20 protein-coding genes, 2 tRNA genes and 1 pseudogene are annotated in these 20,162 nt (G+C 61.4%); 14 read left to right on the plus strand and 9 right to left on the minus strand.

Annotation, left to right across the window (positions count from 1 at the left end; genetic code table 11):
- A pseudogene (locus tag ACH2CW_RS10175) lies at positions 1 to 324 on the minus strand (elongation factor P); the annotation flags it as partial.
- A gap of 106 nt (positions 325 to 430) precedes the next feature.
- Positions 431 to 1,543 (minus strand): elongation factor P maturation arginine rhamnosyltransferase EarP, encoded by a 1,113-nt coding sequence (earP, locus tag ACH2CW_RS10180; RefSeq protein ID WP_395057705.1) that lies wholly within the window; start codon positions 1,541 to 1,543, stop codon positions 431 to 433.
- Positions 1,544 to 1,582: 39 nt separating this feature from the next.
- Between earP and uvrC the strand changes: the two genes are divergently transcribed.
- The 3 genes from uvrC (at position 1,583) to ACH2CW_RS10195 (ending at position 5,085) form a co-directional block, all read left to right on the plus strand.
- Positions 1,583 to 3,505, plus strand: coding sequence for an excinuclease ABC subunit UvrC (uvrC, locus tag ACH2CW_RS10185; RefSeq protein ID WP_395057707.1), 1,923 nt, complete (start codon positions 1,583 to 1,585; stop codon positions 3,503 to 3,505).
- Positions 3,506 to 3,613: 108 nt separating this feature from the next.
- On the plus strand, positions 3,614 to 4,180 hold the full coding sequence (pgsA, locus tag ACH2CW_RS10190) for a CDP-diacylglycerol--glycerol-3-phosphate 3-phosphatidyltransferase (protein WP_395057709.1): 567 nt from the start codon (positions 3,614 to 3,616) through the stop codon (positions 4,178 to 4,180).
- Positions 4,181 to 4,215: 35 nt separating this feature from the next.
- Entirely contained in the window at positions 4,216 to 5,085 is an 870-nt protein-coding gene (locus ACH2CW_RS10195) for a DMT family transporter (protein ID WP_395057711.1), read from the plus strand.
- Here ACH2CW_RS10195 and ACH2CW_RS10200 read toward each other — a convergent pair.
- The gene (locus ACH2CW_RS10200; protein ID WP_395057713.1) at positions 5,033 to 6,007 is read right to left on the minus strand and encodes a LysR family transcriptional regulator; all 975 of its coding nucleotides are present in this window, start codon (positions 6,005 to 6,007) and stop codon (positions 5,033 to 5,035) included. The two genes, ACH2CW_RS10195 and ACH2CW_RS10200, sit on opposite strands and share 53 nt — an antisense overlap.
- 122 nt (positions 6,008 to 6,129) lie before the next feature.
- Between ACH2CW_RS10200 and ACH2CW_RS10205 the strand changes: the two genes are divergently transcribed.
- From ACH2CW_RS10205 to ACH2CW_RS10230, 6 genes are all read left to right on the plus strand, one after another.
- Positions 6,130 to 7,008, plus strand: coding sequence for an alpha/beta fold hydrolase (locus ACH2CW_RS10205; RefSeq protein ID WP_395057715.1), 879 nt, complete (start codon positions 6,130 to 6,132; stop codon positions 7,006 to 7,008).
- A 23-nt stretch (positions 7,009 to 7,031) separates the two neighbouring features.
- A complete protein-coding gene (locus tag ACH2CW_RS10210) occupies positions 7,032 to 8,132 on the plus strand; it encodes a tartrate dehydrogenase (RefSeq protein WP_395057717.1) in 1,101 nt (366 codons plus the stop codon).
- Between the two features lie 262 nt (positions 8,133 to 8,394).
- The gene (locus ACH2CW_RS10215; RefSeq protein WP_007874140.1) at positions 8,395 to 8,667 is read left to right on the plus strand and encodes an HU family DNA-binding protein; all 273 of its coding nucleotides are present in this window, start codon (positions 8,395 to 8,397) and stop codon (positions 8,665 to 8,667) included.
- A 25-nt stretch (positions 8,668 to 8,692) separates the two neighbouring features.
- A tRNA-Val gene (locus ACH2CW_RS10220) sits at positions 8,693 to 8,768 on the plus strand.
- 101 nt (positions 8,769 to 8,869) lie between these two features.
- Complete coding sequence (locus tag ACH2CW_RS10225; RefSeq protein WP_395057719.1) at positions 8,870 to 10,780, plus strand: SurA N-terminal domain-containing protein; 1,911 nt, start codon at positions 8,870 to 8,872, stop codon at positions 10,778 to 10,780.
- 53 nt (positions 10,781 to 10,833) lie between these two features.
- Positions 10,834 to 10,909: transfer RNA gene (locus ACH2CW_RS10230), tRNA-His, on the plus strand.
- Positions 10,910 to 10,964: 55 nt separating this feature from the next.
- Here the strand turns inward: ACH2CW_RS10230 and ACH2CW_RS10235 are convergent.
- Together ACH2CW_RS10235 and ACH2CW_RS10240 are read right to left on the minus strand one after the other, a co-directional pair.
- Complete coding sequence (locus ACH2CW_RS10235) at positions 10,965 to 11,405, minus strand: response regulator (RefSeq protein ID WP_395057721.1); 441 nt, start codon at positions 11,403 to 11,405, stop codon at positions 10,965 to 10,967.
- Between the two features lie 122 nt (positions 11,406 to 11,527).
- Positions 11,528 to 12,502: an NADPH:quinone oxidoreductase family protein gene (locus ACH2CW_RS10240; RefSeq protein ID WP_395057723.1), complete on the minus strand. Its 975-nt coding sequence runs from the start codon at positions 12,500 to 12,502 to the stop codon at positions 11,528 to 11,530.
- Positions 12,503 to 12,609: 107 nt separating this feature from the next.
- Here ACH2CW_RS10240 and surE point away from each other — a divergent pair, with 107 nt between their 5' ends.
- The 4 genes from surE (at position 12,610) to rlmD (ending at position 16,888) form a co-directional block, all read left to right on the plus strand.
- Positions 12,610 to 13,416, plus strand: a complete 807-nt coding sequence (surE, locus tag ACH2CW_RS10245) for a 5'/3'-nucleotidase SurE (RefSeq protein WP_395057725.1) — start codon at positions 12,610 to 12,612, stop codon at positions 13,414 to 13,416.
- Between the two features lie 173 nt (positions 13,417 to 13,589).
- The gene (locus ACH2CW_RS10250; protein WP_395057727.1) at positions 13,590 to 14,276 is read left to right on the plus strand and encodes a protein-L-isoaspartate(D-aspartate) O-methyltransferase; all 687 of its coding nucleotides are present in this window, start codon (positions 13,590 to 13,592) and stop codon (positions 14,274 to 14,276) included.
- Positions 14,277 to 14,399: 123 nt separating this feature from the next.
- Positions 14,400 to 15,284 carry a peptidoglycan DD-metalloendopeptidase family protein gene (locus tag ACH2CW_RS10255; protein WP_395057729.1) on the plus strand — a complete coding sequence of 295 codons (885 nt, stop codon included), beginning with the start codon at positions 14,400 to 14,402 and terminating at the stop codon, positions 15,282 to 15,284.
- A gap of 113 nt (positions 15,285 to 15,397) precedes the next feature.
- A complete protein-coding gene (gene rlmD / locus ACH2CW_RS10260; protein WP_395057731.1) occupies positions 15,398 to 16,888 on the plus strand; it encodes a 23S rRNA (uracil(1939)-C(5))-methyltransferase RlmD in 1,491 nt (496 codons plus the stop codon).
- 63 nt (positions 16,889 to 16,951) lie between these two features.
- Here rlmD and ACH2CW_RS10265 read toward each other — a convergent pair whose 3' ends face one another.
- The gene (locus tag ACH2CW_RS10265) at positions 16,952 to 17,641 is read right to left on the minus strand and encodes a Bax inhibitor-1/YccA family protein (protein WP_395057733.1); all 690 of its coding nucleotides are present in this window, start codon (positions 17,639 to 17,641) and stop codon (positions 16,952 to 16,954) included.
- Between the two features lie 309 nt (positions 17,642 to 17,950).
- On the opposite strand from ACH2CW_RS10265, the gene ACH2CW_RS10270 reads away from it, so the two are divergent.
- Positions 17,951 to 18,358 (plus strand): heme-binding protein, encoded by a 408-nt coding sequence (locus tag ACH2CW_RS10270; RefSeq protein WP_395057735.1) that lies wholly within the window; start codon positions 17,951 to 17,953, stop codon positions 18,356 to 18,358.
- A gap of 242 nt (positions 18,359 to 18,600) precedes the next feature.
- On the opposite strand, the gene hemP is transcribed toward ACH2CW_RS10270, so the two are convergent.
- From hemP to ACH2CW_RS10285, 3 genes are all read right to left on the minus strand, one after another.
- A complete protein-coding gene (gene hemP / locus ACH2CW_RS10275) occupies positions 18,601 to 18,756 on the minus strand; it encodes a hemin uptake protein HemP (RefSeq protein ID WP_395057811.1) in 156 nt (51 codons plus the stop codon).
- A gap of 249 nt (positions 18,757 to 19,005) precedes the next feature.
- Complete coding sequence (locus tag ACH2CW_RS10280; RefSeq protein WP_395057737.1) at positions 19,006 to 19,419, minus strand: ExbD/TolR family protein; 414 nt, start codon at positions 19,417 to 19,419, stop codon at positions 19,006 to 19,008.
- A gap of 24 nt (positions 19,420 to 19,443) precedes the next feature.
- On the minus strand, positions 19,444 to 20,160 hold the full coding sequence (locus tag ACH2CW_RS10285) for a MotA/TolQ/ExbB proton channel family protein (RefSeq protein ID WP_395057739.1): 717 nt from the start codon (positions 20,158 to 20,160) through the stop codon (positions 19,444 to 19,446).
- Positions 20,161 to 20,162: the final 2 nt, after the last annotated feature.

Consider the following 20,162-nt stretch of genomic DNA (forward strand, 5'->3'; position numbering starts at 1 on the left):
CATGCCGTCTTGCAGGTAGTTCAGCGAGTCGCCCATGTTTTCGGCTTCGACTTCGTACTGGTTGTACTCGGCGTCCATGCAGATGTACATCGGGTCGGCGAAGTAGGAATAGGTGCAGTCCTTCTTGTCGAGGATGACCTGGTCGACTTTGTCGTCGGCCTTGAACACCTGCTCGGTGTTGAAGTTGGCGATCAGGCTTTTGAGCTTCATGCGCACGGTGGCAGAGTTGCGCCCGCCGCGGCTGTATTCGGTCTTGAGCACAACCATCGGGTCCTTGCCGTGCATGATGACGTTACCGGCGCGTATTTCTTGAGCGATTTTCATAGCAGTTCTACTTGAGGCTGGGCCGCGAAACGCTGGCCGGGACGGCTGGTTCTGCAGCGGGTTGTGCGGCCGGCCCGATCCGGGCTCTGTCGCAAAGCCCCTGATTTTAGCTTTTTTTTGCTACAAATTCGAGCAACTGACTGGCAAGGTCCGGTTGGGTCAACAGACGCTGCCTGACCGCGTGGACAGATTCGGACCAGTCTGGCGTGTTGATCTCGGGGAGTTCCTGCGCCAGGCTGTTCCAGGCCTGATGAAAGGCGCGCAGCGACGGCGGCGCGGCCAGCATGCCCAGAAAAGCCTGCAATTTGGTCTGGTGCGCCTGATCGTCCTGCGGATAAATCTGCCAGACAAAAGGTTTGCCGGCCCACAAGGCGCGCACCACCGAGTCTTCGCCGCGCACGAAGTTGAGGTCGCAGGCCCACAGCAGGTGGTCAAAGTCAAGCTGGCTCAGCAGCGGAAGGTATGAAATTGATAGCAGTCCAGGGCCATCCGGCATGAGTTGGCCCCCCTTTTTATCATCAGCCACAGCCCGCACTGCGCTGGCAGCGCGCCCGGCGGCCACGAGCAGGCGCACCGGCTGGCCCGCCCATCCCGCGCGCGCAAATTGCGCCAGCAGGTTTGCCAGTGCCGGGGGTTCGTAGCAGAACAGGCTGACCAGTTTCTCGCCACCCCAATCGATGTGCTGCGCAGCCAGCCAGGCCGCCCGGTCGAACGCCGCCTGTCGCTGCAACAGGCCGGGTTCGCGCAGCAGACCGCCAGCAGCTGGCGTGAAGCCGGGGTAAAAAAACCATTTGATCCAGCCCGCTGCCGGGCCATGCTGCACCGGCGAGGGCAGGGCGTGGCTGCGTTCAACATAGGGCTCGGCCGACAGGTATTCGAGGTTGATCCATACGGGTTTTTGGCCTCCAGCCCTTTGCTGTTCTGCGCAGGCAGCTATGAATTCAGGAGCAATTTCACAACCGAAAGCTTCGACCATCACCTCGCAGGGTGCGCTGTCCAGGCGCAGCAGGTTCAGCCCCAACGGCTCGGTCCACGGCAGGACGCTCACGCCGGCCTGACCTTGCGGTGCCATCCACGCCAACGCCGAGCCATCATCGACCCACAGCCGCACCTGCTGGCCCCGCGCAGCCAGGTCGGCGCTGAGCCGCCAGCAGACGCCGATGTCGCCATGGTTGTCGATGACTCTGCAAAATATGTCCCACTGCCGGCTGCGATTCATTTCCGGATTGTCCACAATACGGGTACTGGCAACATCACCATGACCGTATCCCACGAATTTGATTCCCACCTGCTCAGCGAAGTCGCGGCCCTGCCGGCCATGCCGGGCGTTTACCGTTATTTCGATGCCGAAGGTGGCGTGTTGTATGTTGGAAAGGCGCGCGATCTGAAAAAACGCGTTTCCACCTACTTCCAGAAAAATCACGGCGGCACGCGTATCGGCCACATGGTCACGAAGATTGCGCGCATGGAGACCACGGTGGTGCGCTCCGAGGCCGAGGCCTTGCTGCTGGAAAACAACCTGATCAAGACGCTGAATCCCCGGTTCAACATCCTGTTTCGCGACGACAAGAGTTATCCCTATCTGAAGCTGGCCGCCCACGACTTCCCGCGCGTGGCCTATTACCGCGGCGCGGTGGAGAAAAAACACCGCTATTTCGGCCCTTACCCGAGCGCCTGGGCGGTCAAGGAAACCATTTTGCTGCTGCAGAAGGTGTTCAAGTTGCGTACCTGTGAAGACACGGTGTTCAACAACCGCACGCGGCCCTGTTTGCTGTACCAGATCAAGCGCTGCTCCGCGCCCTGCGTGGGCCATGTGACCTCTGATCAATACGCGCAGGACGTTGCCAATGCTGAGCGCTTTTTGCAGGGGCAGGCCGAAGAGATATTGACCGAGCTCGAAAAACAGATGCGCGGCCATGCGGAGAAACTGGAATTTGAACAGGCCGCCGAGCTGCGCAACCAGATGTCGGCGCTGTCCAAGGTGCTGCATCAGCAGTCCATGGAAACCGGCGGCGACAAGGACGTGGACATCCTCGCGGTCAAGGTGCACGGCGGCAAGGCCTGTGTGAATCTGGCCATGGTGCGCGGTGGCCGGCACCTTGGCGACCGGCCCTACTTTCCAACGCATGTCGAACATGCGGTCGACATGGCCGGCTTCGATGAAGACAGCGTTGAGGACAGTGGGGGTGATGCAGGCCTGGCTCCGCCCAAAGTCAAGCGGCTGGAGGCCCTGGTGCTGGAGGCCTTCATCGCCCAGCATTACGTCGATGTGCCGGTGCCACCGGTGCTGGTATGCAGTCAGCCGGTGGACAAGGAGTTGATCGCCGCGCTGATCATGCAGACCGGCAACAAGGTCACGGCCATCCACCAGCCGCGCGAGCAACGCCGCATCTGGCTGGAGATGGCGCAGAAAAACGCCGACTTGCAACTGACCCGCCTGCTGGCTGAGCAGGGTTCGCAGCAAGCCCGGACGCGCGCGCTGGCCGAGGCGCTGGAGTTGGCGCTGGACAAGCTCGATACGCTGCGCATCGAATGTTTTGATATTTCTCACACGGCCGGCGAATCGACCCAGGCCTCGTGCGTGGTGTTCCACGGCCACAAGATGCAAAGCGCTGAATACCGGCGCTACAACATCGAGGGCATTACGCCAGGCGACGACTATGCCGCGATGCGTCAGGTGCTGATGCGGCGCTACAGCAAACTCGCCGAAGCGGCGCGTAACAACACGGCGCGGCTACCAGACCTGGTGCTGATTGACGGCGGAAAAGGCCAGGTGAGCATGGCCCGTGAGGTGTTTGAAGAGCTGGGCCTGGACCTCGGGTTGATTGCGGGTGTCGAGAAAGGCGAAGGGCGCAAGGTCGGCCTGGAAGAACTGGTGTTTGCCGATGGCCGAGAAAAAGTCTATCTCGGCCGCGATTCAGCCGCGCTGATGCTGATTGCCCAGATCCGCGACGAGGCGCACCGGTTTGCGATCACTGGCATGCGCGCCAAACGCGCCAAGGTGCGGGTCGGCGCCAGCCGTCTCGAAGACATTGCCGGCATAGGCCCCAAGAAACGCGCCAGCCTGTTGCAGCGTTTTGGCGGCATACGCGGGGTGAGCGCAGCAAGCGCCGAAGATATTGCCACGGTCGAAGGCATCTCGCGCGACCTGGCCGACGAAATTTACCGCGCCCTGCATTGAGTTTTTTCGTCGGTATTTGTGCCACGCAGCCGGGCGAAAATCGGCGATTTTTCGGGGTGCTGCGGTGACCAGCGGCCCGGCGGTTGCGGCTCATGCCAAAATCGGGTGATGTTCCTGACCATACCCACGCTGATGACCTGGACCCGCATTGTTGCGATTCCGCTGATCGTGGGGATTTTCTACATCAACATCGCGCCGGAAAAGGCCAACCTGATCGCCACCGTGATGTTTGTGGTGTTTGCTGCGACCGACTGGCTCGACGGCTATCTGGCCCGCAAGCTGAACCAGACCTCGTCTTTCGGCGCTTTTCTGGATCCGGTGGCCGACAAGTTTCTGGTGTGTGCCTCGCTGCTGGTGCTGGTGCACCTGGACCGCATCGACGTGTTTGTAGCGCTCATCATCATTGGCCGCGAGATCGCGATCTCCGCTCTGCGTGAATGGATGGCGCTGATAGGCGCGACCAAAAGTGTCGCGGTTCACATGCTCGGCAAACTGAAAACCACGGTCCAGATGGTGGCCATTCCCTTCCTTCTCTACGACGGGGATCTGTTCGGCGTGATCGACACCAATCTCTGGGGCACCTGGCTGATCTGGCTGTCGGCCATCCTCACGGTCTGGTCCATGGTTTATTACCTGAAAAAAGCCATCCCCGAAATTCGCGCCCGCGCCAAATGAGCCGCCCCGCGTCGAATGACGCCCTGATCCGGGCGATGCCTGCCGTTTTTGTGCTGATCTGGAGCACTGGCTTCATCGTCGCCAAATACGGCCTGCCTTACGCGCCACCTCTGAGCTTCCTGGCGATCCGTTATGCGCTGTCCCTGCTGTGTTTTGTCGCCTGGATAGTCCTAGCCCGGGTGGCCTGGCCCAACAGCCGCATTCAGTGGCTGCACCTGGCCGTCACCGGCATCCTGATCCATGCCGGTTATCTCAGCGGCGTCTGGTCTGCCATCAAGGGCGGCATGGGCTCGGGCCTGTCGGCACTGGTGGTCGGCTTGCAGCCGGTGCTGACCGCGGTCTGGGTCTCGCAAATCGGCGAGTCCGGCGCGGGCAAGGGCCGCGTCAGCGCGCGCCAGTGGCTGGGCCTGGTGCTGGGCCTGGCCGGCTTGCTGCTGGTGGTCTCGCGCAAGTTTGGCGCGGGCAACGAGGCCACGGCCTACACACTCGCCTGGGCGGTGTTTGCGCTGCTGAGCATCACCGCCGGGACCCTGTACCAGAAACGGTTTGTCCGGCCCGCCGACGTGCGCAGCGCCAACGCCATCCAGCTGGGGGCCGCCTTGCTGGTGACGCTGCCGTTTGCCCTTCTTGAAACCGAGACCGTGCAATGGACCGGCGGCTTCGTCGGTGCGCTGGCCTGGTCGGTGCTGGGTCTGACCCTGGGCGGCAGTTCGCTGCTGTACATGCTGATTCAGCGCGGTGCGGCCACGGCGGTGACCAGCCTGCTTTACCTGGTGCCACCGACCACCGCGCTGATGGCCTGGCTGTTGTTCGGCGAAACCATTACCGTGGTCACGGTGCTGGGCACGGCACTCACGGCGCTGGGCGTGAGCCTCGTGGTCCAGCCCGCCAAGGCGCCGGTCTAGCCTTCCACGGCGCGCCCTGAAACTGCGCGAGTAAATAGTCAATCAGCAGGCGGATGCGCCGCGGCGAGTCCGTGCGGTAGGGCGCCAGCCAGTGGATGTCGGCATCCGACATGGCGTACGCTGGCAGCACGCGCACCAACTCCCCACTGGCCAGTTGCGGCGCGATGTCCCACAGGCTGCGCAGCATGATGCCGCGTCCCGCGACACACCAGTCGCGCACCAATTCCCCCGAATTGCTGGCCAGCGGGCCGTGTACGCGCACCCTCGCCGGCGTCTTGTCGCGCTCTTTTTGCAAGGGCCAGACATCGAAGCGCTGGCCGCTCGCGCTGCCATTTTCGCGCACGATCAGGCAGGCATGGTTCTGCAAATCTTCCAGGCTGGACGGCATGCCGTGCTGACGGATGTAGCCCGGCGCGGCCACCAGCACCCGCTGATTGCGCGCCAGCCGGCGCGACACCCACTGCGCGGCCTGCCGACCCTCGACCTGCCATAACCAGATGGCGCCATCAAAACCTTCGGCAGCCAGATCGGGCAACTGCTCGGTCAGTTGCAACTGGATGTTGATGCGCGGGTAACGCTCCTGAAAACTTGCCAGCGCCGGCCCCAGCCACAGCCTGCCAAAGCCCAGGGTGGCGGCCAGCCGGATCAAACCGGTGGGTTCAGCCTTGCGTTCCTGCAGTTCTGCTTCCAGTTCCATAAATCCACGCAGCAGCACCAGCGCGCGCTCGCACACCGTCTCGCCTTCAGCCGTGGGACTGACGCGCCGGGTGGTGCGCTGGAACAGCCGCTGGCCCAGTCGCGCCTCCAGCGAGGCCAGCCGCTTCGTCACCACCGGCGGCGCCACATCCAGGCTGAGGGCGGCTGCACTCAAGCTGCCGTGGTCGCGCACCGCGAGCACCAGTTCCAGGTCGCTGCGTTCCATTCATGCCTTGAAAGAAATAATCGATTGCCTGATTATTGCTTGAATCGTCCCCGGCAATTGCGCAGAATCATCCCACGCATGAAAACTCCCGAGACACGCATGAACCCGTTGGACGTTGCCTGATGTTTGAAGGATTTGCTGCGCTTGACATCCAGGGGCCGGCCGGCACAGTGCACACACGGCGGGGTGGGCAGGGCGCGCCGCTGCTGTTGCTCCACGGCCATCCGCAAACCCATGTGATGTGGCACCGTGTCGCCAACGACCTGGCCCGGCATTTCACGGTTGTATTGATGGACCTGCGTGGTTACGGCGATTCAGCGCGGCCCGCCGCCGACCCGGAGCACCTGACCTATTCAAAACGCGCGATGGCACGCGATGCGATGGCCGTGATGCGCCATCACGGCTTCGAGCGGTTTCAGGTGCTCGCGCATGACCGCGGTGCACGTGTGGCACACCGCCTCGCGGCGGATCACCCTGCGGCTGTGCAGCGCATGCTGTTGCTGGACATCGCGCCTACGTTGGCCATGTACAGCAGCACCACCGAAGCGTTTGCGCGTGCGTACTGGCACTGGTTTTTCCTGATTCAGCCACCGCCCTTGCCAGAAGCCCTGATAGAGACGGACCCGGTGCGTTACATCCGCAGCGTGATGGGCAAGCGCCATGCCGGCCTGGCTGCGTTTGCACCCGAGGCGATGGCGGCCTACGAACGATGCGTACAAATTCCGGGGACGGCTGAAAGCATCTGCGAGGACTACCGGGCTTCCGCCACCATTGATCTGACGCATGATCGTGCCGATGTGGCCGCAGGCTGCAAACTGACGATGCCGCTGCGCGTGCTCTGGGGCGAACATGGCGCGGTGGGCCAGTGTTTTGACGTGTTGGCCCTGTGGCGTGATCGGGCCATTGAGGTCTCGGGCCAGCAGCTGCCTTGCGGCCACTATATTGCAGAAGAAGCGCCGGCCCTGCTGCTCAACGAAGCGTTGAATTTTTTTACCACTTGAACCCAGAAAACCAAGGAAACACCGTGAACAAAAGTACCAGCAAGAAAAGAATCGCCGTCATCGCCGGCGACGGCATCGGCAAGGAAACCATGCCCGAAGGCATTCGTGTGATGGAAGCCGCCGCGTCCAAATTCAACATTGACCTGCAGTTCGACCACTTTGATTTTTCGAGCTGGGACTACTACGAAAAACACGGGCAGATGATGCCGGACAACTGGAAGGACCAGATCGGCGGGCATGATGCGATTTATTTCGGTGCCGTCGGATGGCCTGAAAAGATCGCCGATCATGTGTCGCTCTGGGGTTCGCTGCTGCTGTTTCGCCGCGAGTTTGACCAATACATCAACCTGCGCCCCGCACGCCTGATGCCAGGCATCATCGCGCCGGTGGTGCGCCGCGATGGCAGTGCCCGGCTGCCCGGCGAGATCGACATGTACATCGTGCGCGAGAACACCGAAGGCGAATACTCCAGCATAGGCGGGCGCATGTACGCCGGCACCGAACGCGAAATCGTGATGCAGGAAAGCGTCTTTTCACGCATTGGTGTGGACCGCGTGCTCAAGTTCGCGTTTGAGTTGGCGCAGTCGCGGCCGAAAAAACATCTGACCAGTGCCACCAAATCCAACGGTATTGCGATCACCATGCCTTACTGGGACGAGCGCGTTGCCGAGATGGCCAAAAGCTATCCCGATCTCAAGCTTGACAAGTTTCACATCGACATCCTGACTGCGCACTTTGTGCAGCGCCCTGACTTCTTCGATGTGGTGGTGGCCAGCAACCTGTTCGGTGACATCCTGAGCGACCTGGGCCCGGCGTGCACGGGCACGATTGGCATCGCACCCAGTGCCAACCTCAATCCCGAGCGCAAGTTCCCATCGCTGTTCGAACCGGTGCACGGATCCGCGCCCGACATTGCTGGGCGCAACATCGCCAACCCGATCGGGCAAATCTGGTGCGGCGCCATGATGCTGGAGTTCCTGGGTCACAAGGAGGCACACGACGCTGTGCTTGCAGCGATTGAAAAAGTGCTCAGTCCCCAGAGCGGTGCACCGCGCACGCCTGACCTCGGTGGCAAGGCGAGCGGCACTGACCTCGGCAAGGCCATCGCACAGGCGCTGGCCTGACGTAAAAACGGCTTGTCTTGCGGCGTCCCTTAATACAGGGCGCGCCTATGAATATGCGGGGAAAGCGTGAAAAAAAAGACTAGAATCCGCCACCGCACGTTGTAAAAATCTGATGTTGTATTGACACGGTTGGAGTCCATGGCTCTAATTGGAATCAGCAGACGATCTGCACATGCCGCCTCCCGCTGTTATCTTTTTACAGGTGTCCAGGGGAGATATTTCAAGAGACAACCAGATTAACTTTATCAACGAGGGGCTCCTTGTGAACAAGACTGAACTGATCGAGCACATTGCCAAACATGCTGATATTTCCAAGGCGGCTGCGACGCGCGCGCTGGAGTCAACCATTGGCGCTGTCAAAACAACGCTGAAAAAAGGAGGCTCTGTGTCTCTGGTGGGTTTCGGCACTTTTGCAGTGGGTAAACGTGCTGCCCGCACCGGCCGCAACCCGCGTACCGGCGATGCGATTAAAATCAAGGCAGCCAAGGTGCCCAAGTTCCGTCCAGGCAAAGCGCTCAAGGACGCCCTGAACTGAAACCGATGAAGTAAAAGTTGAGGTGGGGTGCTTAGCTCAGTTGGTAGAGCAGCGCCCTTACACGGCGTAGGTCGGCGGTTCGAGCCCGTCAGCACCCACCAGAAACTGAACAAAGGCGAACAGACAGTTCGCCTTTTTTTATGGATGGCTGGCGTAAAAATTTGTTATCAATGCCGGTTGACGGCCGCACAGGAAATTCGAGATGTTTGATTTCATTCGCAAGCACACCAAGGTCACCATGGGCTTGCTGTTTTTGCTGATTGTTCCGTCTTTTGTGCTGTTTGGTCTGGACGGCTACAACCGTTCGGAGCAAAACACGGCCGTGGTTGCACGCGTCGATGGTCGGGACATATCGCAGACAGATTGGGACCTGGCGCACCAGAACGAGGTAAACCGCCTGCGTGCTTCCATGCCGACGATCGATGCAAAGCTGCTCGATTCCCCGGAAGCCAAATACGGCACGCTGGAGCGTCTGGTGCGCGACCGCGTGTTTGCCGCAGCGGCCGCGCAGAGTGGCCTGGTGGTGCCCGACCAGAAGCTGCAGCGGCTGTACGCTGAGGACAAGGCGATTGCCGCTTTCAGGTTGCCCGATGGCAAATTCGACCGCGCCGGCTTCCTGTCGCAGACTGGCATGACCCCCGAAGCTTACGAAGCAGGGCTGCGCGCAGATTTGGCGACGCGCCAGGTCATGTTGGGTGTTGCAGGCAGCGGCTTTGCGGCCAAGGCAGCGGCGGACGTGTCGCTCAATGCATTTTTTGAGAAACGTGAAGTGCAGGTCGCGCGGTTCAATACCCTTGATTACGCGGCCAAAGTGAACCCGAGCGAGGCCGATCTGGAGCAGTTCTATAAAAGTAACCTGGCCTTTTTCCAGGCGCCAGAGCAGGTGGACATTGAATACGCCGTACTCAACATGGATGCGGTGACCCGAGGCATCACGCTCAACGAGCAAGACCTGAAGACTTACTACGAACAGAACACCGCCCAGCTGGCCGGCAATGAAGAGCGCCGCGCCAGCCACATCCTGATTGAGTCGCCGGCTTCCGCCGCCGCGGCAGATCGCCAGAAAGCGAAGGACAAAGCCGCGCAATTGCTGGCTGATGTGAAAAAAGCGCCGGACTCCTTTGCTGACCTGGCCCGCAAAAATTCCAGCGATACTGGCTCTGCTGCCAATGGCGGGGACCTCGATTTCTTTTCGCGCAAGGCCATGGTCAAGCCGTTTGCCGACGCCGCCTTCTCGATGAAGAAAGGGGACATCAGCGATGTGGTGGAAACCGAGTTTGGCTACCACATCATCAAGCTCACCGACATCAGGGTGCCCAAACAGAAGTCATTTGAAGAGATGAGGCCTGCTTTGGAGACTGAACTGCGGCAGCAGCAAGCGCAGAAAAAATTTGCCGAGACGGCAGAGGCCTTCAGCAATGCGGTGTACGAACAGTCAGACAGCCTGCGCCCGATTGCCGAGCGCCTGAAGCTCGACGTCAAAACCGCCAGCAAGCTGACCCGCACGCCAGCCCCTGGCGCCACGGGTGCTTTGGCCAGTTCCAAGTTTCTTGAAGCGCTGTTCGCGCCGGATGCAGTCGAGAGAAAACGCAATACCGAGGCACTGGACCTTGGCGGCAACCAGTTGGTGTCGGGCCGCATCACGCAGCACACGCCGGCGCGGGCCTTGCCTTTTGCCGAGGTCAAGGACCGCGTGCGTGAGCGCTTGCAGCAGCAGCGCGGCGCCGAGATGGCGCGCAAGGACGGTGCCGAAAAGCTTGCGGCCTGGAAGGCCAACCCTGCAGCCGCCGCCTTGCCCGCAGCCGTGGTGATCTCGCGTGAGCAGGCGCAGCAGTTGCCGATTGACGCCCTGAAGGCCGCATTGAGTGCCGATACCACGGCCCTGCCAGCGCTGGTAGGTGTGGACCTGGGCGCGCAAGGTTATGCGGTGGTCAAGGTGCTCAAGGTGTTGCCGCGCGCAACCCCTGCGGCGGCGTTGGCCCAGCAGGAGCAGTCGCAGTACACCCAGTGGTGGACCTCGGCGGAAAGCCTGGCCTACTACAACATCCTCAAAGAACGCTTCAAGGCCGACATCAAGGTGCCACGGCCTGCCGAGCAGAAAGTCGGCGCTTAAAGCTGCGCGCAGGGCGATAAACCGCGCAGTTGTCGTTATAATTTGGGGCTTCGGTGGCTGTAGCTCAGTTGGTAGAGTCCAGGATTGTGATTCCTGTTGTCGTGGGTTCGAGCCCCATCAGCCACCCCAGAATTGAAAAAGCCCCTTGATTGGGGCTTTTTTGTGGGCGTTTGCTCTCGCTCTATCAGGACATCAGGGGCGAAAAGTTCGAGGTGCGCCAGTATTCCCGCACTTCTTGCAGCCTGGCTTCGAGCTCCCGATAGTCGAGTGGCTTGCTGATGTAGCTGTTGAGCCCGCCCGTGAGATCGCGCACCGCGTCGGACTGTTCGCTGGCCGAAGTCAGCATCACCACCGGCACAAAAAATGTTCGCGGATCATTGCGCATGCGGCTTAACACCTGCAACCCGTTCATTTTCGGCATGTTGAGGTCCAGCAACACCAGTTCGGGTTGCTGGTCATGAGGGCGCTCGCTGTGTATTCCCTCGCAGAACAGGTAGTCGAGCGCTTGTTGTCCGTCACGGGCTACCACGATGTGGTGGTAGGCGCCGTTGTCCTCCAGCGTTGTGAGTGTCAGTTCCAGGTGGTCGGGATTGTCTTCCACCACCAGCATGGTTGGTTTATTCATGATCCGCCTTTGAAGGGAGCTTCAATATATACCCGGCAAACCGCAACGTAAGCAGATGTTTCCCCTTGTGTGACCGCTTCGCGACGCCTGGCGGTCTGCGGCACAAACCAGCCGCTACAAACTCAGTTGACCATCACCAGCTTGCCTTTGACGCCGCGTGAGCCCATGTGGGCATACGCGGCCTTGAGTTCGGCCATGGGCAGGGTGCGGTCGATGACGGGTTTGATCTTGCCCTGGGCATACCACTGGGCGAGTTCAGCCATGGCGGCGGCGCTGGCTTTCGGCTCGTTCTTGGCGAAGCCGCCCCAGAACACGCCGACGATGGACGCGCCCTTGAGCAGCGTGAGATTCAGCGGCAGCGAGGGAATCGGGCCGGAAGCAAAACCCACCACCAGGTAACGGCCGCGCCAGGCGATGGAGCGGAAGGCCGGCTCGGCGAACTCGCCGCCCACCGGGTCATAAATCACGTCGGGGCCTTTGCCGTCGGTCAGGGCCTTGATGGCTTCGCGCAGATTCTCCGTGCTGTAGTTGATGGTGGCATCGGCGCCTATCGAGGTGCACAGTGCGCATTTCTCATCGGTCGATGCGGCGGCGATCACTTTCGCGCCCAGCGCCTTGGCGATCTGGATGGCCGAGGTGCCGACACCGCCAGCCGCGCCGAGTACCAGCACGGTTTCACCAGCCTTGAGCTGGGCCCGGTCCACCAGCGCATGGTGCGAAGTGGCGTAAATCATGATGAAAGCGGCCGCATCGACATGCGGAAAACCATCCGGCAGCGGCATACACAGCGCTGCCGGCGCAAGGGTGTGGGTGGCAAAACCGCCGGTGCCCGACAGGCAGGCCACGTTCTGCCCGACCTTCAGGTGTTTCACACCCTCGCCGACAGCCTCGACCACGCCGGCGTATTCGGAGCCGGGCACAAACGGGAGTGCTGGTTTCATCTGGTACTTGTTCTGCACGATCAGCAGGTCCGGGAAATTCAGGCTGGCTGCCTTGATGGCGATGCGCACCTCACCAGCTTTGGGCTCGGGGGTGGGCAACTCTTTCCAGGTCAGGGCGTCAACGCCGGTGGGGTCTTCACAAAGCCAGGCATGCATGAGGGGTCTCCGTAGGAATCAGTGTTGAGACATCATAGGCAGGTTGCGGGACCAAATAGACGCGGCGTGGCTCCGGTTTGTCACCCTTGAGACCTTAAAATCAACGCATGAAAATCCTGATCTGTAACGACGATGGCTACCAGGCCTCCGGCATCATTGCCCTGTACGAAGCCCTCAAGGACATCGCCGATGTGGAGGTAGTGGCACCCGAACAGAACAACAGTGCCAAATCGAACGCGCTGACCCTGCATTCCCCGATGTACGTGCAAACGGCGGCCAATGGTTTCCGCTATATCAACGGCACACCTGCCGACTGTGTGCACATTGCGCTGACCGGGCTGCTCGGCTACCGGCCCGACCTGGTGGTCTCGGGCATCAACAATGGCGCCAACATGGGGGACGACACAATTTATTCGGGCACCGTCGGCGCGGCCATGGAAGGTTATCTGTTCGGTATTCCGTCGATTGCGTTTTCGCAGACCGAAAAAGGCTGGGGCCACATCGACGTGGCCGGCCGGCGCGCACGCGACCTGGTGCAGCAACTGATCCCTTCGCTTGAAAAAATTGCCGAAGGCGCGTTGCCGACGGTGGCGCCCTGGCTGCTCAATGTGAATATTCCCAACCTGCCCGACGAACAACTGCAGGGCTACAAGGTTTGCCGCCTGGGTCGGCGCCATGCGGCCGAACGTGTCATCACGCAGACCAGCCCGCGCGGTGAAACCATGTACTGGATAGGCGGCGCGGGGCCAGCCAAGGAAGAGGGCGAGGGAACCGATTTTTTCGCCACCAAGCAGGGCTTTGTTGCCATCACGCCGCTGCAGGTGGACCTGACCGACCACGCGCGACTGCCGTATTGGGCGCAGACAGCGGCCAAACTCACGCAGGGTAATGCCGCCATGCCGCTGGTCGCATGAAGTCGCCGGTCAAGCCGCCCCTGGCTTCTCCGGGCGCGGGAGCAGCCAAGCCGGCTGCCACAAGGCCGGGCTTCCCGGTGCGCCTCGAACCCGACGCGGGCACCCCATCTGCTACCAAAAAAATAGCTGGTCGCGCCCATCCGGAAAGGGCTACAGGCATTTTTGATCAGAAAATGCCGGCCAAGACGGCGTTGCCGAGTGGTGTCGGCCTGGACTCGCGTGCGGTGCGGGCGCGCATGGTGCACAAACTCGCGGCGCAAGGCATTTCCGATGCACAGGTGCTGGCCGCCATGGGTCATGTGGAGCGCCACCGTTTTGTCGATACCGCGCTGGTCAACCAGGCCTATGAAGACACCAGCCTGCCGATCGGCCTTGGCCAAACCATTTCCAAGCCCAACGTGGTGGCGCGCATGCTGGAGTTGTTGCGCCAGGGGGCGGGTAGCCCGGCCGGCAAGCTGGGGCGGGTGCTGGAAATCGGCACGGGATGTGGTTACCAGGCGGCGGTGCTGGGTGCGTTGGCGACCGAGGTTTACAGCATCGAACGCTTGCGCGGCCTGCACGACAAGGCGCGCGAGAACCTGCGCGCCTTCCGCCTGGCCAATGTGCACCTGTTGTTTGGCGACGGCATGGTGGGTTATGCCAAGGGTGCGCCCTACGCGGCCATCATCGCGGCGGCCGGCGGCGAGTCGATTCCGGCCGCCTGGGTGGAGCAGCTCGCCATCGGCGGCCGCCTGGTCGCGCCCATGCACATGGCGGGCGGCGCCCAGGCGCTGGTGGTGCTCGACAAAACCCCGCAGGGCGTGACCCAGACGGTTCTGGAGGCGGTGCACTTTGTGCCTTTAAAATCGGGAACGAGTTAGCCTGGATGGCAAAAGCGCACACTGGGCATCCTGAACCAAAGTCGGCATCCGGCGTCACAGGGTGGCAACACACAGCATTTGGAAAAGGTCAATACAGCAATGAATCAACAAGCAGGGCTTCCCATGGCAGCGTTTTCTCCCAGGGCCCTTGAAGCGCCCCGCGCCGGCAAGGACGGCGCTCGCCTGGGCCTGAGCTGCCTGCTCGTGGCCGCCGCGCTGCTGATGGCGGCCTGCAGTGCGCCGCGCGGACCCAACCGCGCGCCGGTTGAAGACCGCGGCACCGGCATGTCGCGCGCGCCCATCGTGGCAGTCGATGCGGGAGCCAAGCCGCTGCCCGGTTTTGAGAACGCCGGCAAACCCGGTTATTACACGGTCAAGCCCGGCGACACGCTGATCCGCATCGGCCTGGACACCGGCCAGAACTGGCGCGACATCGGTCGCTGGAGCAATCTTGAAAACCCAAACCTGATCGAAGTCGGCCAGGTGCTGCGCGTGGTCCCGCCCGAGTCGGTGGCCGTGGCCCGTCCTGTGACCTCCGGCTCCGCCACACCGGTCGGTCCGGCGCCGGCGGCCAGTGCACCGGCCCAGGCTGCCACCGCGCCCAAACCTGCCGCCGCTCCTGCAGCCGCTGGTGGCGACGAGGACCTGGCCTGGATCTGGCCGGCACAGGGTGCCGTGCTGGCGGGTTTCGATGAGGCCAAAAACAAGGGCATGGACATTGCGGGCAAGGCCGGCGACACCGTGATGGCCTCTGCCGACGGTCGCGTCGTGTACGCTGGTGCCGGTCTGCGCGGTTATGGCAACCTGATCATCCTCAAACACAACAACACCTTCCTGACCGCATACGCGCACAACCAGACGCTGCTGGTCAAGGAAGACCAGTCGGTGCGCAAGGGCCAGAAAATCGCCGAGATGGGCAACAGCGACGCCGACCGCGTGAAGCTGCATTTTGAAATTCGCCGCCAGGGCAAACCGGTGGATCCAGCCAAGTACCTGCCGCCCAAATAAGCGCATGGTCTGGTAAAAAATGCCCTGCGTTGCGGGGCTTTTTTATTTTTGAGCCGTGTGTCTTCACGCGGCACATCAGGCTGAATGCCCCACACAGCCTGAGACAATGGGTCATGTCCCGAAGAAAACAGAACAAACAGCAGAACCCACCTGTGGCCGCCGCGCAGTTGGACTATCCGCCCGACATCCTTACCATTGAGTCGCTCGACATTGAAGCCCAGGGCATCGCCCACCGCGAGGATGGCAAGGTGGTGTTCATTGGCGGCGCCTTGCCGTTCGAGCGCGTCAGCGCCAGCGTCTACCGCAAAAAATCCACGTTTGAAAAAGCCACGCTGATGGCGGTGTTGCGCGAGTCCTCGCAACGGGTGCGGCCGCAGTGCCCGCATTTTGGCCTGCACACCGGCGCCTGCGGCGGCTGCAAGATGCAGCACCTGCATGTGGCCGCGCAGGTGGCAGTCAAGCAGCGCGTGCTGGAAGACAACCTCTGGCACCTGGGAAAACTCAAGGCCGGCAGCATCATGCGGCCCATCGAAGGCCCGGCCTGGAACTACCGTTACCGCGCGCGCCTGTCGGTGCGTTTTGTGCGCAAGAAGGGCGAGGTGCTGGTCGGTTTTCATGAGCGTAAAAGCGGCTATGTGGCTGATATCCGCGAATGCCATGTGCTGCCAAAGCATGTGAGCGATCTGCTGCTGCCGCTGCGCGTGCTGATCGCCGCGATGGACGCGAAGGAAACCCTGCCGCAGATCGAGCTGGCCTGTGGCGACAACATCACCGCGCTGGTGCTGCGCCACATGGAACCGCTGTCGGACGGTGATGTCGCGAAGCTGCGCGGCTTTGCGGCAGCGCATTCCGGCCTGCAGTGGTGGCTGCAGTCGGGCGGGCCGGACACCGTGACCTTGCTCGATGAGGTGAGCGATCCGGCTCAGCAACTGGCTTACGCTTTGCCGGCTTACGGCATCAGCATGCCTTTCCGTCCGACCGACTTCACCCAAGTCAACCCGCAGATCAACCAGGTGCTGGTCTCGCGCGCACTGCGCCTGCTGGATGTGCAGCGCGATGAACGCGTGATCGACTGGTTTTGCGGCCTGGGCAATTTCACCTTGCCGCTGGCCACCCAGGCGCGCGAGGTGTTGGGCATAGAGGGCAGCGAGGTACTGGTCGCCCGTTCGCGTGAAAATTATGAGTCAAACAAGGCTCAAGCCCATGACGGGCGAGCGCTGGCAGCTACTCAATTTGTAGCGCGTAACCTGTTCGAGATGACACCCGGCATGCTGGTGCAGGACGGCGCAGCCGACAAATGGCTGGTTGATCCGCCGCGCGAAGGTGCTTATGAACTGTTCAAGTCGCTGGCGGCGCTGCATCAGCAGTCCCTTACCGGCGTACCCTGCGACGATGCGGGCGGGCAGCAGAACCTGCAGATCGGCAACTGGATGCCGCCTGTGCGCATTGTGTATGTGAGCTGCAACCCGGCGACGCTGGCGCGTGATGCCGGTGTGCTGGTGGGCGATGCGGGTTACCGCTGCACCTCAGCCGGCGTGGTCAACATGTTTCCGCACACGGCGCACGTGGAATCAATCGCGGTGTTTGACTTGGCCGGGGTCTAAAAACAGAAAAGGAAAAGGGCCCGAAGGCCCTTTTTTTCGTCCGGAGCGAAGCGAATTAGCCGATTAATCTTTTTCGCCGCCCATGATGCCCAGCAGGGCCAGCAGGGCCTGGAACACATTGAAGATGTCCAGGTAAAGGCGCATGGTGGCGCTGATGTAGTTGGTCTCGCCGCCATCGAGAATTTGCTTCAGGTCATACAGCATGTAGGCGCTGAATATGCCGATCACGGCGACCGACAGGGCCAGCATGCCGGCGGTGGAGCCAACAAACACATTGATGATGCCGCCCACCATGACAACCATGGCGCCGACGAACAGCCATTTGCCCATGCCCGACAGGTCGCGCTTGATCACGCTGGCCAACGAGGCCATCACGAAGAACACGCCAGCCGTGCCGCCCATGGCAGTCATGATCAGCTCGGAGCCGTTGCGAAAGCCCAGGATCATGCCGATCATGCGTGACAGCATCAGGCCCATGAAGAAGGTGAAGGCCAGCAGCACCGGCACGCCGGCGGCGGAATTCTTGGTCTTCTCGATGGCATACAGGAAACCGAAAGCGCCGCCCAGGAACACGATCAGGCCCAGGCCGCCCGTCAGCGAGGCGGTGATGCCCGTGGCAACGCCGACCCAGGCGCCCAGCACGGTGGGCAGCATGCTCAGGGCCAGCAGCCAGTAGGTGTTGCGCAAGACCCGGTTGCGTTGCTCGGCAGAGCCAACATAGCCGTGGTCAAGGGTTTGAACATTGTCATTCATGAGAGTCTTCTCCATAGAGGCCAGCATATGCAGGCAAGCTTATTTTAGGGTGGTGATCGCCATTTCAATGGAATAACCCCAGACACTTCCTACTTTTTGTCAGGGATCTGTAATGAGGCCCCATATTCGCTCACTGCGAGCCTGCGGCAGCGCTTTGCCCTTTGCCCTGAACAAGGCGCCGCGCCTGCGGCCTGGCAAAGCCGGCTCCGAGGACTCTGCTGGTAAAAACAGTTTGGCGCTCATTGAGGCTTATGACGCAATAAATTTGCGTATGCTTGGCGCCTGGCTCACTACAACTCTGGAACCGACATGAAGACAAAACCAACACTGGAATTCGCCGACGTGCAGGCGATTGCGGCCGCAGCGATGGCTGAGGCCCTCAAAAACAACTGGGCGGTGACGATTGCCGTGGTGGATGACGGCGGCCATTTGCTGCACCTGCAGCGCCTGGATGGTGCGGCGCCGATCTCGGCCCACATCGCACCGGCCAAGGCCAACACCGCGGCGCTCGGACGCCGTGAAAGCCGGATTTATGAAGAGATGATCAATGGCGGCCGCGTGTCTTTCCTGAGCGCGCCCGAGCTCAAGGGTCTGCTCGAAGGCGGCGTGCCCATCATGAAAGACGGCCAGTGTCTGGGCGCAGTTGGTGTCAGCGGTGTGAAGTCCAGCGAAGATGCGCAGATTGCGCGTGCAGGCATGGCTGCCATCGGGCTGTAGGTTTTTACCCGGCAGCCTCAGGTTGCTGTTGCATAGATAGCTGCTTGCGCTTGCTGGAAATGGGCTGGAGCCCGATTTGGCATTAAAAAACCGACCTCAGGTCGGTTTTTTTGTATGTTGTGTGGAGAAAAAAAGCCTGGCTAATGCATGGGCACGGATGCCCAGGTCTGGCTGGCAAAAAACGATCTGTGAGACTTGGGTAAGCCTCGGATCGCCCCACGATGAAACTGGGTGTGTAGCGCCTATTTGGTCAAAATCAGTTTGCCCAGGCGCGTGGCCTGCAGGCGGTAGGTCAGGCCGTTGTGATTGATCGCGACGGCCTTCTGGCCGCGCAGGATTTCGGTGCTCTCCAGCGCGCTGCCGGAATCGTTGCGCGAGGCTGCGGCGGGCATGGACATCTCCGCCCGGCGCGCGGCGCGGGAAGGCAGGGTCAAGGTGGTCGGGTGAAGGGCAATGGACATGGTGCGTACCTGTTGACTGTCGTTATCGTAATGATAATTACTCTCAATTAAAAGTCAAGCCGCCAGCGGTAATTTTTTGTACTTCTTCAGTCGATTGAGGCCTGCGCTTCAGGCCAGCCCGGAGTTGAAAACGCCCGGCCACCTTGCGGTGCCAGGCGTCCGGCCGGAGAAGACGGGGGACGGCATTCAGGGCGTGTCGGGCTCGGTGATAAAGCCGATCTTGCGCAGGCCCGACACCTGGGCTGTCGCCATCGCCTGGGCCACACGCTCATACCGCACGGCCTTGTCACCGCGGATGTGCAACTCGGGCTGCGGGTTCTGCGCAGCGGCGGCCTGCATGCGTGGCGCCAACTCCTTGTCATCTATCGGCGCTTCGTTGATGTAGTAGCTGCCTTGGGCGTCCACCGTCAGGCGCAGGGTCTCAGGTTTGACGTTTTGCGCCTCGTTGGTGGCGCGCGGCAGGTCAATATTGACCGAGTGTTTCATCACCGGCACGGTGATGATGAAGATGATCAGCAAAACCAGCATCACGTCCACCAGAGGCGTCATGTTGATCTCGTTCATGACGTCGTCGGTGTCGTCCTGTGTTCCAAAGGCCATGGTTTTTCCCGTTCAGTTTCGGTGTCAGGCTTTTTTCATCGGCACGACCTTGGTCGGACCGCCGGCACTGTTGACGCGGGCACCGGTGACGAAGTAAGCGTGCAGATCATGCGCGAAGCGGTTCAGTTTCTGCAGCACACCCTTGTTGCCACGCACCAGCGCGTTGTAACCGAGCACCGCCGGAATCGCGACCGCCAGACCCAGTGCCGTCATGATCAGCGACTCGCCGATCGGTCCGGCCACCTTGTCGATGGTCGCCTGGCCGGCCGTGCCGATGGCCAGCAACGCGTGGTAAATGCCCCAGACGGTGCCGAACAGGCCGATGAAGGGGGCGGTCGAGCCGACCGAGGCCAGAATCGCCAGGCCCGACTGCAGGCGCGAGGTGAACTCGTCCATGGTGTTGCGCAGGCTGCGCGTCACCCAGTCACTCACGTCCAGCGCGTCATGCAGGTGCGCTTTGGTGTTGCGGTGGTGGGCGGTGGCTTCGCGGCCTTCAATGGCGAGCTGGCGGAAGGGATTGGCCGGGTCGCTACCGAGTTTGGCCAGCCCGGCGGCAAAGTCCTCGCTGTGCCAGAAGTCCTCGGCGCTGCTGGCGATCTTTTTGTACTTCAGCAAGTCCAGCGTCTTGATGATGATGACGATCCAGGAGGCCAGCGACATGCCGATCAGCAGCACAGCTACCGCCTTGGTGACGAAGTCGCCCTGCGTCCAGACGCTCATCAAACCAAATTGTGAATTCATCA

Origin of the sequence: Polaromonas sp., from assembly GCF_043778355.1 — a bacterium.
GTDB lineage: Bacteria > Pseudomonadota > Gammaproteobacteria > Burkholderiales > Burkholderiaceae_C > Polaromonas.